10 protein-coding genes are annotated in these 14,631 nt (G+C 70.6%); 8 read left to right on the top strand and 2 right to left on the bottom strand.

Annotated features, from left to right (window positions below):
* Nucleotides 1-39: 39 nt before the first annotated feature.
* The 5 genes from ABIA38_RS24835 to ABIA38_RS24815 are packed head-to-tail and all read left to right on the top strand — an operon-like array spanning nt 40 to nt 11,108.
* Nucleotides 40-2,808 carry a DUF6603 domain-containing protein gene (locus tag ABIA38_RS24835; protein WP_424641016.1) on the top strand — a complete coding sequence of 923 codons (2,769 nt, stop codon included), beginning with the start codon at nt 40-42 and terminating at the stop codon, nt 2,806-2,808.
* A gap of 35 nt (nt 2,809-2,843) precedes the next feature.
* Nucleotides 2,844-5,144, top strand: coding sequence for a hypothetical protein (locus tag ABIA38_RS24830; protein WP_424641015.1), 2,301 nt, complete (start codon nt 2,844-2,846; stop codon nt 5,142-5,144).
* Nucleotides 5,141-8,899, top strand: a complete 3,759-nt coding sequence (locus ABIA38_RS24825; RefSeq protein WP_424641014.1) for a hypothetical protein — start codon at nt 5,141-5,143, stop codon at nt 8,897-8,899. Before ABIA38_RS24830 ends, ABIA38_RS24825 begins: the two co-directional genes overlap by 4 nt.
* On the top strand, nt 8,896-10,026 hold the full coding sequence (locus ABIA38_RS24820) for a hypothetical protein (protein WP_424641013.1): 1,131 nt from the start codon (nt 8,896-8,898) through the stop codon (nt 10,024-10,026). The genes ABIA38_RS24825 and ABIA38_RS24820 overlap by 4 nt, the downstream gene beginning before the upstream one ends.
* A complete protein-coding gene (locus ABIA38_RS24815) occupies nt 10,023-11,108 on the top strand; it encodes a hypothetical protein (RefSeq protein ID WP_424641012.1) in 1,086 nt (361 codons plus the stop codon). Before ABIA38_RS24820 ends, ABIA38_RS24815 begins: the two co-directional genes overlap by 4 nt.
* On the opposite strand, the gene ABIA38_RS24810 is transcribed toward ABIA38_RS24815, so the two are convergent.
* Complete coding sequence (locus ABIA38_RS24810; protein ID WP_424641011.1) at nt 11,092-11,514, bottom strand: DUF4267 domain-containing protein; 423 nt, start codon at nt 11,512-11,514, stop codon at nt 11,092-11,094. The genes ABIA38_RS24815 and ABIA38_RS24810 overlap by 17 nt on opposite strands.
* A 175-nt stretch (nt 11,515-11,689) precedes the next feature.
* Between ABIA38_RS24810 and ABIA38_RS24805 the strand changes: the two genes are divergently transcribed.
* The 3 genes from ABIA38_RS24805 (at nt 11,690) to ABIA38_RS24795 (ending at nt 13,682) form a co-directional block, all read left to right on the top strand.
* Nucleotides 11,690-12,193: a MarR family winged helix-turn-helix transcriptional regulator gene (locus ABIA38_RS24805; RefSeq protein WP_424641010.1), complete on the top strand. Its 504-nt coding sequence runs from the start codon at nt 11,690-11,692 to the stop codon at nt 12,191-12,193.
* Nucleotides 12,194-12,271: 78 nt separating this feature from the next.
* Nucleotides 12,272-12,754, top strand: coding sequence for a hypothetical protein (locus ABIA38_RS24800; protein ID WP_424641009.1), 483 nt, complete (start codon nt 12,272-12,274; stop codon nt 12,752-12,754).
* 73 nt (nt 12,755-12,827) lie between these two features.
* Nucleotides 12,828-13,682, top strand: coding sequence for an NmrA family NAD(P)-binding protein (locus ABIA38_RS24795; protein ID WP_424641008.1), 855 nt, complete (start codon nt 12,828-12,830; stop codon nt 13,680-13,682).
* On the opposite strand, the gene ABIA38_RS24790 is transcribed toward ABIA38_RS24795, so the two are convergent.
* Nucleotides 13,679-14,623, bottom strand: coding sequence for a pyridoxamine 5'-phosphate oxidase family protein (locus tag ABIA38_RS24790; RefSeq protein WP_424641007.1), 945 nt, complete (start codon nt 14,621-14,623; stop codon nt 13,679-13,681). The two genes, ABIA38_RS24795 and ABIA38_RS24790, sit on opposite strands and share 4 nt — an antisense overlap.
* Nucleotides 14,624-14,631 lie beyond the last annotated feature (8 nt).

Below are 14,631 nucleotides of genomic sequence, written 5' to 3'. Positions count from 1 at the left end.
GCGTGCCCGGCCCTGACCGCACCCCGCCGAGGAGGCCCCGTGTCCCTTGCCGCCGAACGAGTATCCCTGCTCGACATGTTCGCCCGCATCGACCAACCGCTGGTCGAACTTCCCGACGAACTGGTCCCGTACCTGGACAGCGTGGCCCAATACGACGACCTGCCCGCCGGTGAGAAGCTCTACACCGCCCGCTCGCCCGGCTACGACCAGCCCGGCCAGGGCAGCCCCGTGGACCTGTTGTTCGTCAAGACCGGCCGGGTCGGGAGCGACTCGCTGAGTGCCGCCGTGCTCGACATCCGGATCGACTTCGACGCTTCCCGCCTGCCGCTGGTCGGCGAGAGCATCCCCAAGGGCGCGTTGGTCTTCCCGACCCTGCGGATCGTCTACATGTCCCGCGCGGTCGTCGTGGACGAGGTGCACCAACTCAACGCGGTGCTGCGCGAGTACGGCGTCACCAAGCCGATGTTCCCGATCCCGAACGTGCTGACCGGCCACCAGTGGGCCAAGTCCTTCACCGCCGGGCTGACCTGGCGGGTCGGCGGCAAGGAAATGCCGATCCTGGCCGTCTCGTTGGCGACGGAAGGGCCGTCCGTCCCATCCGTACCGGACAAGGACATTCGTTTCCCCGGCCTGCCCGTCAGTTTCGGTCCGTTGCACATTGCCGGCATCCGGCGTGCCCGGGACGGGCAGGGGCTGCGGTTCTTCCTGGCCGGGGAGTTCCGTCTCTCGGGCTTCACCTTCGAACTGGCCGGGCTCGGCTTCGTCGTTCCGCTCAAGCTGGGCTTCATCCCCAAGCCGCAACTCCAGGGCGCCGGGCTCGACATCAAGCGGCCGGCGCCGCCGATGGAGATCGCGGCTGCGCTGCGCTGGGCGGACAGTGCGGACGAGGGCATCGCCGGCGGCCTGCTCGGGCTGGTTCGGGTGACCACGCCCGCCGTCGAAGTCCTGGGTGCGGGTGGGTTCTTCCGGACCACCGACAACTTCGACTCGGTGTTCCTCTACGTCGAAGCCCTGCTCGCGGGTGGCCGGTCGTTGTTCGGGCCGCCGCCGTTCACCGTCACCGGGTTGTCCGCCGGGTTCGGTATCAACAGCAGTATCACGCCGCCCGCCATCGCCCAACTGCCCACCTTTCCACTGGTCTCCCGGTTGGGCATGGCGCCGGCGACGCCCGGGGACCCCGCGCCCGAACCGCCGACGCCGATGGACATGCTCGAAGAGTTGGCCGGGAAGGATGGGTGGATTCGGCCCGAGGACGCCTCGTACTGGGTCGCGATCGGCGTGCAGTTCACGTCCTTCCGGTTCATCGAGACCAAGGCGCTCGCCCTGGTCGAGTTCGGCAACCGGCTCAATCTGATGTTGCTCGGTCGTACCTCGGTCACCTTCCCGAAGAACGCCGGCAGCGGTGGCCGGGTACACGCGCGGCTGAACATCGATCTGCGGCTGGCATATCTGTCCGACGAGCACCTGATCAGCCTTGATGTCGCGGTCGCGCCCGGGTCGTTCTTCTTCGACCCGGCCTGCGAACTCACCGGCGGCATCGCGCTGTACGTGTGGACCGGCGGTGAGCGCGGCGGCGACTTCGTGATCAGCATCGGCGGCTACCACCCGCGCTACGTGCGCCCGGACTACTATCCGACCCCCGACCGGCTCGGTTTTCGGTGGAATCCGTGCAGTCGGGTGGTGATCCAGGCGCAGGGCTACACCGCGCTCACCCCGAACGCGATCATGTTCGGCGGCGCGCTCGCGGCGCGCTATGAAAAGGGCCTGCTCAGCGCCTGGTTCACCGCGCATCTGGATGCGCTGATCCAGTGGAAGCCGTTCTACCTCGACATCGCGTTGGGCATCTCGATCGGCGTCGCGTTCACCATCAAGGTGTGGTTCGTCAAGGTCCGGGTCTCCATCTCGGTCGGCATCGACCTGCAACTGTGGACCCCGCCGCTGGGCGGGCACGTCAAGGTCAAGGTGTGGTTCATCTCGTTCGGCTTCGACTTCGGCTCGTCGCGCACGGGCGCGCCGGCGGTGTCGTGGAGCGAGTTCCAGATGCAGTTGCCCTCGCCGATCCGGGCCAAGCCGGAACGGGGGTTGCTGCTGGACGTGGACGAGTCGGAGAGCAAGGCGCGCGCCGAGGCGAAGTCGCCGCCGCTGGTCTCCTCCGACGGGTTCGCCTTCTCCACCGAGGCGGCGCTGCCGGCGTCGGTGATCCGGCTCAATGGGAAGGTGTTCGCCACCGCCGGCGCGAAGATCGACATCCGGCCGATGCGCAAGACCGACGTGACCTCCGAGCACGTCGTCACGCTCAAGCTGGACGGGGTGGACCTCACTCCGGATCCGAAGTTGTGGAAGGTCGAGGTCATCCGCCGCGACATGCCCCGCGCGTTGTGGGGCAAGCCGGTCGACAAGCCCTCGGCTACCGAATCCGCCCTGGAACCAGGCATGTTCACCGGCCTGCACTTCGAGGTGCCCGGCCCCGACCTGAGCCCCGGCCTGGGCCCGGTCACCTCGCACGCACTGGACGTCGAGCGGCAGCAGGACGGCTTCACCCCGCTGCGCGTGGCGGACGCCCAGGGTCCGGAGCCCAGGCCGAATCCGAACAGCATCGGCCGCATCGTGGACACCCTCGCCACGCGCGCGACCGCGACCCGACGCAGCGCCGTACATGCCGCCCTGACTCGGCTGGATGCCGACCCGGGCAAGGACGCCGACAGTGAACTGACCCACTACGCCGACCTGGTCGGCCGGATCATGACCGACGCGCCGCTGACCACGGCCGCGCCCGCCGCCCTGTCCACCCCGATCCCGGCGAGGTGAGCCGCGTGCCCGAAGGCTTCGCATCGAATGAGGCATTGAACGAGCCGCCCCGACTCGACGTCACGTTCCACGACTACTTCGTGCCGCGCGCCGACCCCGGCCTGTACACGGTGTGCGCCGAGCATCTTCTGGAGGACGCCGCCGGCAATCGGCTCGACGACCCGCCGTTGCCCGGCGCCAAGCAGGAGTTCGAGCTGCGTGCGGCCCGGTTCACGCTGCACGAGACGTCGGTACACGCCTTCTACCCGCCCGCCGGCAGCAGCGGAAGCTACGACGAGGTTCTGCCACACATCACCCTGGACCGCGCGATCCTGCCCTGGGAGCGCCCGCTCACCGGCATCCACGCGCGCGCCCGTGCGCCGTGGGTGGCCCTATTGGTCTTCCGCGAGGGCGAACTGCCGGACGACACCGCGGCCACCGGGGACACCGTGCTGCGCACCGTCGCCAAGCTGATCCGGCCCGACGAGCAGGACGACGTGGTCGGCCCGAAACTCACCGACGGCGGGATCACCCCCGGTGTCGCCGAGAGCAAGTGCACCACCATCGACGTGCCCTGGGAGGTCTTCCGGCGGGTGGCGCCGACCCAGGAGGAGATGTACTACCTCGCCCACGTCCGTGATGTGGTCCGGCCGGTGCGGCGGGCCGACGGGGAGGTGTTGACGGAGGGGAAGTACGCGGTGATCACCGCCAATCGTTTCCCCCGCGACGAGGGCCGCTATGTCGCGCACCTGGTCTCGCTGGAGGGCCACGAGGCCCAGTTGCCGCCGGACGCGGCGCGCGCGGCGCAGCGCGGGGTGCGGCTGGTGTCGCTGTCCTCGTGGTCGTTCACCACGGACCTGACCAACTCCCTCGACATCCCGGACATGCTCCGGCACCTGGTCGAGCCGAGTCGGTCCGGCGGCCCGGAGGACCTGGCGCTGCGGATCAATCCGCCGAAGGGGACGCCCGCCGACGACGCGGAGAAGTACGCGCGGGCCCGGTTGGCGCTCGGCTACGCGTCGGTGCCCTTCCGGACCCTCTCCGGCGAACTCACCTACGCGTGGTATCGGGGACCGGCCACCCCCGTGACCGCCCCGAAAGTCCCCGGCCAGGCCGCCGAGCCGGGGCGGACCACCGCCGATCACGCGCTGATCTACGAGGAGGAGCACGGCCTGTTCGACGTCAGCTATGCCACCGCGTGGACCCTGGGTCGGACTATCGCGCTGGCCGACCCCGACTATGCGGCCGAGGTCACCCGCGCCCGCCGCGAACTGGCCAACCGGGCCGCCACGTTGTGCTCGATGGCCGGCGACCCGGTCCGCGCCCGGACCGACCCCGACACCGGCCGGAACCTCGCCGCGCTGCACGAACTCGCCGCCGACGGAGGCCGATCGCTGGCCGCCGCGCTGCGTGGCCCGGTCGAGTCGACGCCCGCGCCGAAGGTGGCCGGCCGCCGCCGACTGAGCCGGGTCGAGGGCCGCGCGCTGCTCGCCGAGGAGCGGTCGGTATCGCTGCTGCGTACCGTGGCCGTGCGCAACACCGGCGACATGCCGAACTGGCTGGACGAGTTGGGCCTGCTGCGCGGCATCCCGTTCTGCTACCTGGTACCGGATCCGAGGATGTTGCCGCCCGAGTCGATGCGACTGTTTCGGATCGACCCGTACTGGCTGGATGCCGTCCTGGCCGGGGCGAGCGACATCGGCGTGCACACCACGCAGGACCGCGACCTGGATACGCACCTGCGCGCCGTGGTCGGCCGCGCCCGCCGGACCGATCTGCTGCCCGGCGCGGGCCTGCTGATCAACTCCGAACTGGTCCGGGCCTGGCCGGACTTCCCGCTCGTCGCGAAGACCGCCGGCGGCGCTTCGATCGCCGAACTGCGTCAGGACCGACTGTCCCCGAACGTGATCCTGTACCTGTTCCGCGATGTCCCGGACCTGATCGAGATCCGCGAACCGGGCCAGGGCATCCACTTCGGCATCGACGAGGGCGACCGGATCGGCCTGCGCAGCCTGGGCGGCGAACCGGATTACGAACTGGGCGAATCCAACGGGAAGTTCTTCCCCGACCCGGAAAGCGCGCCCGGGGACACCGTGTTCACCAAGTACCTGCGCGATCGGCCGGACAACGGCACCCGCGACGTGCTGCGCCTGTTCGGCGCCGGTGGCCTGGTGCCGGACCTGGCCGGTGCGTTCGGGAAGGACGACCTCACCCCGTCCCAGTTCGCCATCCAACTGATCAACTCGCCCGTGCTCCAGTCCCTGGTGCCCAAACCGCCCTCCTTTCCGACCGGCAGCACCGATACCGCCACCGCCGCCACCGCCGCCACCACCATCACCACCGGGAGCTCGCGATGACGGACCTCGACCCCGACCTGATCGTCCCCGTCCGGCTGCACGCCCTGGTGGTCAACGACACCGTCAAGGAGGGCAGCGCCTTCATGCGGTGGCAGCCCAACTTCGACGCGATGCTCAAGACCAGGCAGGCCGCCGAACCCGAGCCGGGCAAGGACATCAAAGGCGTTGCGTACGGCGTGCACCTGCAATGGCAACTGCCCGAGGCACTCACCTCCGGGCAGTACGACCCGGACACCGGCGAGACCACCTTCCCGCTGGTGCCCAACCGCTGGCTGGTGGTGCGCCACCACACCGTGCCTTCGCCGCGTCCCGGCGCCGGGCAGACCCGGGCCGCGGCGTGGCTGATCCACAGCGACTACCTGCAACGCACCAACGGCATCCCCGGCAAGCAGGGCTCGTCCCCGTTCCTGAGCGAACACCCGGACACCGGCGCACTGCGCGAGGACTTCATCGGCCGTGCACACGATCTGCGCACCGGCGGCTGGACCGAACCCGCGCCGGTGGAGCCGTTCCTGACCGCGATCGGCCCCGGCCTGCCCGCGTTCGCCGGTTTCCAGCCCTACCACCAGAACGTGTTCTCCTTCCACGACACGCTCGACGACCTCAAGGGCAGCGGACACAACGTGCCCGCGCCCACCACGCTGAGCTACTTCGCGCTGGGCTGGTACGCCGACGACACCGCCGAGTTCCTCCGCCGCGCCGCCACCATCCCCGGCCTGCTGCCGCCGGGCAGGACGGGCACCGACGATGTCATGCGCGCGCTGGGCTGGGCCCTGCCCGGGTACACCGACCTGCCCGAGGAGGTGACCCCGCCGGCCGGCCTGCGCCGCTCGGTGTACAGCGGCGCCGCGCTCGGCATCCCGTGGACGTACTACGACTGGTTCCCCGACTCCGACATCCCCGAGCAGCCGCAGGATCTCCCGGTCACCGTCGGGCACAGCATCGGCGACGCGCTCGGCGACATCACCGCGCGTGTGTCCAGCGACGCGCGGACCGGGGAACTGGTCAAGGCGCTGTTCCACGGCACCATCGACGGCTTCGACCAGGCCGACGGGGACCGCGACCTGGACGAGGTCACCCGCCGCGCCTGGTTCTCCGCGTCCGCGTCCGGCTACACATGGCAGATCGTGCCCCGACCCACCGAAGGCCCCGAACCCGCGCGGGCCGGGCCCGGCCGGACGCCGGCCTGGCTGGACAAACTCAACCGCGACCAGCGCCGCTACGACGCAGCCGGACGCGAACTGGCGCACGTGCAGGAGCGGTTGCGCACGCTGTGGTGGCTCAAGGGCCTGCCCGGTGACCATCCCGAGGGCTTCGACGCCGCCGCGGCGAACCTGCTCGACCCGAACCGCGCCGGCAGCCCCGCCGCGCGCGCCGACACGCTGCTCGCCGAACTGACCGGGCTGCGCGAGGACATCCCGCAGGGCACCACGTCCGAAGAGGTCCAGAAGGACATCGACCGCTTCGCCGCCGAACAGCACCTACCCGCCCACCTCGAACTGCGCCGGGTCGCCGAACCGCCCTTCCATCGCACCAGCGACCCGGTGGTCCTGATCGCCGACGGGGGCGTCACCGAGCCGCTGACCCGCGACCCGGAGCAACCACTGCCCTGCCGCACCGGGTCCGGGCTGCTCACCGCACTGCGGGTGAACGGCCAATGGGACGACACCACTACCGCCCCGCCACCGCTCGACAAACCCGAACCCGGCCCGATCGACGTGCCCAACCTGCCGGCGCCCGGACCCGCGCTGCTCGCCGAGTTCGCCCTGCTCGACCGCGCCGCCCGCACGGCGGCCACCGACGACCCGGACCGGCGCAGCGCGCTCGCGGTGGCCCTGGCCGCGCCGGAGCAGCACACCCGAGGGGTCCTTGCCGAATACACGGCGGTGTGGCGGCAACCGTGGTTGCCGATGTACCTGCAATGGGACCTGCGCTACCACCCCATTCCGTACCAGGAGGAGGGCGGCAGGCGGAACTGGACGTTCACCAAGGCGGGCGACTACCGGTGGGAGGGCACCGGCGCACGCCCCGGCAACGGCCAGGACGGTCCGGAGTGGATCCCGTTCACCGCGCGTGCCTTCCTCACTCCGAGCGCGTCGTACGTGCTGATGCGGCAGATCGATCGGCTGATCGACACCTACGCCGACGACCCCGTCGAGGTCGAACGGCTGCGCAGGTTGCGCGAGACCTACGCCGATCTGGACATCCTGACCCAGACCCTGGACGGCTTCAACGACGCCCTGCTGATGCGCGACATCGGCGCCCGGAACGCGACCCCGGCGGCCGAGGTGCGATTGCTCGGCGAGGCCGGGCACGTCGCCGCGCCCGGAGTGCCCGGCGACGACGTCGAGTTCAGCTTCCAGCCGGTGCGCGCGGGCCAGTTCTACTTCCGCGACCTGCGGATCATCGACCGGTTCGGGCGGTCCGCGGTGATCGCCAACACGGATGGCGACGGGCACCTGCAACTGCACCTGCTGACCCCGGACAGCACCCGGCCCAGCGCGCCGCTGGCCCCGGACATCGAGGCGCCCGAGCGCTTTGCGCAACTGCCGCCGCGGCTGCTCCAGGACGCCCGGGTACGGATGCGGACGGTCTCCGGGCGCACCGAGGTCGAGCCGCCGGCGGGCCGGGCGGTGCGGGTGGGCGATCCCGACAGTCCGCTGGTCGGCTGGGTGTTGATCAACCGCTTGGACGACAACCTGCTGGTGTACGGGCCGGCCGGCGAGGCGTTCGGCGAACTGCGGATCATTCGCACCGCCGGGAGCACCCGCGAGACCAGGTGGACGCCGCTGCCTTCGTCCCCGTACGCCGACGCGAACGACGAGCGGTTCGGCCGCGAACACCCGAACCTGGCCGGTTTCGTCCGTGCCCTGGTCGGCCCGATCGGTCCGTACTCCGCGCTCCTGGCCACCATCGATCAGGGCGTGGAGGGGATCACCGACACCGCCGCCCGGGACGACCGCGCGCCCGCGCGACTGGTCGGCCGTCCGGTCGCCCTGTTCCGGATGCGGCTGGACGTCGAACTGCGCGGCGATCCGCTGAGCAACCCCGGCTGGAAGTACGCCCTCGGCACGTCGGACGAGCGGTATCCGCACTACCGGTGGCCGATCCGGCTGGGCGATCCGGAGCAGCTCACCGATGGGCTCCTGGGGTATTACGCCAGTGCCACCGGGCCGGGCGGGCGTACCGACTACACACGTCTGCATGTGGGCGAGCGCGCGGCGGACGATCCCTACCTGGTCGAGATCGGCAACGGCGCGGGCCTGGAACTGCCCGCCAGGCCGGACGGCCCGGAGTCGGTCTCGCACCATCTGACCGTCCTGGCCGATCCGCACAACCCGATCCACGCGACCACGGACATCCTGCCGGTCACGAATGTCGAGTTGCCCGCCGATCTGGTGCATCAGGCGCTGCTGCGGATCCGCGCCGCGTTCCGGCTCAACCCGCTGCTCGCGCCGACCCGGATCCCGCCGACCGACCCCGCCCGGCGCAACGGCGGCGGATATGTGCGGATCGGTACCTTCGGCGACGAACAGCCGCTGCCCGAGGAGATGTTGGTGATGGTTCGACCCGCCGCCTGGCACGGGACCTGGACCTGGGCCGAGCCGCGCTCGGCGGCGGACGGGGACTGGCAGGAGCGGGCGCTGCTGGCCGCCGATGGCGATGTGCACTCCGACGACCCGGTCCCGCACGCGCGCGCCGGCTATCTGCTCCTGCAACCGGCTCAGAGCGCCGCAGAGGAGGAACTCGCGTGATCATGCACTCGGCGGAGGGTGACACGGTACTCGGCTACACGCTGACCCCGGTGCCCCGACTGGTCAACGTCAGCACACCGCAAAAGCCCGAACTGCTGCGCCTGGAACTGACCATCAAGGGCAGCGCGGACACCCCGGTCTATCTGAAGCGGGTCGACATCGCCCTCCCGCACGGCACCGGCGAGACCGACCTGACCCCGACCGCCGTCACGTCGATCAAACCCATCTGGGACCACGAGACGCCACCGGACCAGAAGTGGGCCACGGAGGCGAAGATGGTCGACGGCAAGGCCGTCGTCTCCTTCGACAGCAGTCGGCAACCGGTCTGGGCGGACGGCGAGTTCACGGTCACCCTGATCCTTTGGGACTTCTACGTCAACGAGACGGTCGGCACCGCCGACATCGTGATCACCGAATGGACCTCGCCCGACGAGGACTCCGCACCCACGTCGAAGACGACGAACTTCTCGCTGGACAAGTGGCCGGCCGAGTTCACCTTCGCCAACTTCCGCCCGAACAAGGTCACGGTTGCCAACGGAGAGGAGGTCACGCTGCGTTGGGAGCGTAGCCGAGGTCCGCAGTACACGATGTACTGGGAGGGCGGCTCCCAACGGGTCGACAACCTCAGCTCGTGGCCGTCCGGGCCGCTCGATCACACCGTGGGCTTCATGCTGGTCGCCGTGGACGGCAGCGGTCCGACCAGGCGGACGTATGCGCTGACCACCGCCGTCACGGTGACCGAACCGAACCTGCTCGTCGGCAACCTCGATGTCAACGGGATCACCCAACTTCAGGGTCCGCGACAGGAGTTCCCGCTCCCCGGAAGCGGCAACTCGCAGTACTACAAGGCGGCCACGGACGGCATGCTCGTCGGCTACCTCTCCGGGCGCAGTGGTGCGCCGGGCTCGACACTGGCCGCCACGGTGTACCGGGCCGGGAACAACGAGTACACGATGCGCTTCACCTCGGAGAACCCGGCGTCGGCGCCACCCAAGGAGACCCCGATCAGCGTGCCGGTGCCGCAGGACGCCGAGGTGCTGCTGTACTTCGGTGGGCAGAGCGGCGACACCCTCGACCTGGTCTGGTTGCCGCAGGGCACCGGGAAGTTCGAGGTGATGCCGCGATGACGCCGGGGGCCGAGCCGTTGCTCGCATACTCGCTGACCACCGACCCTGATCCGCCCCGGATCGGCGCCTCGGCCACGCTGCGGCTGGTGGTGCGTGGCGGTGCGCGGCCCGCGTACTGCCGGCGGATCACACTGAGCGTGCCCACCGGTACGGGGGCCGCGGCGCTGACCAACAACCCGGCGGCGATCCGGGATGCGCCGGTCCAGGGCGGCAATCACCAGGACCAGGGCGGCGGTTGGACCATTGCGCGGTCTACGCCGAGCGGGCGGGCCGAGTTCACCGCGACGCCGCGCGCGGCACGGGGTTGGTTGCCGGGGGTCACCCCGCTGACCCTGGAGTTGGGCGACATCGCGGTCAACGCGGCGATCGGCGGCGCGACGTTGACCGTCACCGAGGAGAGCAGCGCCGACGGGACGACGTGGGCCACGCGTAGCACTTCGCTCCCGGTGCCCAAGTTCGCCGCCGGCTTCGTCTTTCGGGGCTTCGCCCCGGACCGGATCCACGTGGACAACGGCGAGTCGGTCCGGCTCACCTGGGAGGGCTCGACCGCGTCGTATGTGATGCGGTGGGGGCATCTGGGCGTCGACGACGTGAGCAACGTCAAGGAGTGGGTCTCGCCGCCGCTGCACGACACGACGACATTCCGGCTGGCCGCATTCGTCCCGGGCAGCGGCGCCGAGAAGGTGCTGACCACGACCGTCACGGTCTTTCGCCCGCACCTGTTCGTGGGGGATCTCCGGGCCCGGCGCAACGTCCGGCTGATCGGCGCCGACCAGCGGCTGAACCCGGTGCCCGGCGGCGCTGCGCTGCGGCTGCGGGCGCCGACCGATGGCACCCTGGTCGGCCATGTGAAGGCCAAGGTCGGTGCGGCGCCGGCCACGGTTCGGGTCGCGGCGGACGAGTATGTGCAGGTCTTCACGTCGGACAATCGGGACGCGTCGCGGGTGCCGGCGGAGACCCCGTTCCACGTCCCGATCCGCCGGGGCGCCACCGTGGCGATCAGCGCCACGGGGACCGCGGCCGACGACTTCGGGCTCACCTGGTTGCCGAAGGGGACCGGCCTGCTTACGCCCGTCGACTGATCGGCCGGTTGGTGGCCGCCGGGACCTGCCGCTCGCGCAGTAGCAGGCCGGCGGTCACCGCGACGAAGACGGCGGTGAGGCCGTGGATCCCGAGCGCCTTGGCGGCCGAGCCGTCGTGGCTCAGCACGATCACCATGTCGCCGGCCGGGATGAAGGTGACGGCGAGCAGGGCCCACCCGAGGGCCCGGCGGTAGCCGGTGAGCAGGAGGGCGAAGACGACCAGGCCGGTGCCGAGGTCGCGGACGCCCTTGACGGCGAGGAACGCGGTGCCCTCGTGCTCGGGCCAACTCGGCAGGCCGAAGCCGGACGCGGTGGATTGTGGGGCGATCAGGTAGGCCAGGCCGATGTAGATGATGAAGAGGCCGCCGAGTGCGGCCAGGGTGGTGGTGAGGGTCTTGAGGTTCATGGTGCTTGCTCTCCCCGTGTCGTTTCGGTCTCGTTGATGGGAAGCGCCGTGCGTTTCCCTGGGAGAACACTCGCCCGGGGCTCCTGGAAGGCGCATGGAAGCGACTTGGAGCGGGTGGGGTGGGTTGACGGAGAAGTAGTTAGCTGCCATATTAGTTGATGTGGAACACGAACCGATGCCTGAGGAAACCCCCACGCTCGACCAGGCGGCGTACCAGATCCGGCGCTATGGGCTCGATGTCGACCCGCAGGCCGTGCTGGTCGCCGTCCGGCTGATGGCGGCGGGGGCGCGGCTCGGCCAGGCGGTCGAGGTGCACTTCGCCCGGTTCGGGCTGTCCGCCGGGCGCTATCGCCTGTTGGCCGCGCTGGAGGACGCCGATGGGGAGATGACCCCGTCGGGCCTTGCGGACGTGCTCGGGGTGACCCGGGCCACGGTGACCGGACTGCTCGGCGGTCTGGAACGGGAGGGGCTGGTGCTGCGCCGGCCCTCCGCCGAGGACGGGCGCTCCGCGGTGGTCGTGCTGACCGCTCGTGGGGCGACGAAGATGCGGGAGCTGGCTCCCGAGCACTTCGGTCGCCTGCAGGAGATGGTGGGCGCGCTCGAACCCGAAGAGCGCACCGTCTTCCTCGAGTTGCTGGGCCGCCTGGTCCGGGGCTTTCCGGCCCTGACGCAGGAGTAGCGGTCCCGGATCGTACACAGCCGTCCCGGCGTCGCCGGGCCGGCTTTCGCTTGACCATATAGTTAGGGAGCTAACTAGATGTCCGAAACGGAGACCGAACCCCGTATGCGACAAGGCCGTTCGTCAGCCCGGGGCTCCGGCCCGCCACCCTTCACGCTGTGGCGGGAGGTGCTCGTCGCGTACCTGGCACCCGCCCTGATGGCGGGCGCCGGGGGAGTGATCGGCGGGCAGCAGGACCTGACCATCGCCGCCTGTACGTCGATCGCCGGCACCTCGGCGCTCGTTGCCACACTGGTCGGCAGCCGGCTGCAACGCCGGGCCGGGCGGCGGTCGTGGCTGACCTCGTGGCCTCGGATCGTGCCGACGCTCGTCCTGGCCATCGGGGTGACGGCCTTCGCCGCCCTGGTCGGCTGGTTCGTCGGCGGCCACGTGCCCGAGGCGATCATCCCGCACAGCGGCCCGTGGCCCGGCCGACTGCGCCTGGACCTGCCGATCTCGGCGGCCCTGGCCACCACCATCATCACCTGGCGCTGGCGCGGATCCCTGCGCTCCGCCGGGTAGGCCGCACCACCTGCCCCAATCCCCTGCAATCCTCGGCAATCCTCGAAAGGCATGTACACACATGATCGTCGTCATGGGCGCGACCGGAGCCACCGGAAGTGCCGTACTGGACCGCCTCGTCACCCTCGGCATACCGAGCCGGGCGCTGAGCCGCGACCCGGCCGGCCTGCGGGCCGGGCTGAGCGCCGAGGCCTGCGCCCTGGTCCAGACCCACGCCGCCGACGCGGCCGATCCCCAGTCGCTGCGTGCGGCGTTTGTCGGGGCTAGCCAACTCTTCCTCGCGATGGCCAACAGCCCGGCGCAGGTGGCGCACGAGACCGCCGCCATCGCGGTCGCCGCCGAGTGCGGCGTCCGACACATCGTCAAACTCTCCGCCCCGGCCGCGACGCCGGACTCCCCGGTGGCCTTCTCCCGCTGGCATCACGAGATCGAACAGGCGCTGGACGCAAGCGGGTTGCCGCACACCGTGCTGCGGCCGTACGCGTTCATGCAGAAGCTGGTCACCCTCGCGCCGCCGATCCTGGCCGAGGGGGTCGTCCTGGGCGCGCTGGGCGCCGCCGCGTGCAACTACGTGGACTGCCGCGACATCGGCGATGCCGCCGTCGAGGTGCTGACCCGACCGGACCTGGTGGGCGAAACGTACACCCTCACCGGGAGCCGTACCTTCACCTATCCCGAACTGGTCGACCTGCTGAGCCTGGTCCTCGACCGCCCGATCCGCTACCTCGACCTGCCCCCGCAGGCAATGTACGAACACCTGGTCCGCCGCGCCGGCCTCCCGGACTGGCTCGCCGCCCACGTCGTGGAAATCCAGCAACTGGCCGTACACCGCCCGGAATCCCCCACGGACACGGTCGAGAAGCTCCTCGGCCGCGCCCCGCGCACCGTGGAAGCCTTCCTCTCCGAGAACATCCACCAATTCCGTTAGGAGACAGGCGGGTTGAAGCGGGAGTAGTCCGGCTCGCTCCAGCGCAGCGGGACCGCGTCGGGGATTTCCACCACGTCGGTGACGGTGAACTCGACGAGCCGTTGGGCGCCGGGGAAGCGGGCGATCTCGTCCGGGTCCCAGATGGTGCGGGCCGAGCCGGACAGGTGGAGCGTCGTGCCGGTGTCCCAGTCGGGGACCAACAGCCCGGCGGATGAGTTGAGTTCGAGGTTGCCCAGGGTCAGGAACATGGCGTTGCCGGCGTAGTCCGGCCAGCGCAGCACGGTCGGCGACAGGACCTGGATGAAGCCCGGATTGCCGCCGCGATGCGAGGCGTCGGTGTTGCCGAGTTCGTCCGAGGTGGCCACGAAGAACGTGTCCGCAGTGCTCAGGGTGAGCTGCTGCTTCATGGTGAGGGCGGTGCCTCGGGTGACCGTGCGGGTTGCGTCGCGGGTGGCGGCCTGCTGCGCGGGCTCGGCGTCGTTCGGGTCGCGCAGGATCCGAAAATTGCGCCTCTGGATGTACTTGGGGCAGTTGGAGATCACCTGGTCGGGCTCGACGCGCAGGCCGCCGGCCATCGGGGTCGCTCGGCCGTTGATCCGCATCCGCCGCCGGGACGCGGGCTCGATGGCGATCATGCCGACCAGGGCCGGGCCGCCGCCGAGGACCTCGGCCAGCGGGTCGTCGGCGAGGGGGAGTGCGTCGACGGTGAGCGTGTGCGGGTCCGGGACGCTCAGGAAGCCGGGATCGCCGGTCAGTTGCGATGCCCAGATCCGGCCGGCGGCATCGGTCCCGCCCACGATGATCATCGGCTGCTCGGCGAGGAATGCCGCGGCGACCGGCGGGATGACCGCCTTGATGACGGCGAGTGTGTGCGCGGCCTGGCGGGTCAGCTCCGCGCGATCCTGGACCGCGCGTTCCCCGCGGTGGTACTGGGTTGCCACGGCATTCC

This window comes from Embleya sp. AB8 (assembly GCF_049739465.1).
Lineage (GTDB): Bacteria > Actinomycetota > Actinomycetes > Streptomycetales > Streptomycetaceae > Embleya.
Note: the sequence above shows the minus strand (reverse complement) of the source record. Positions and strands in the feature narration are given on the sequence as shown.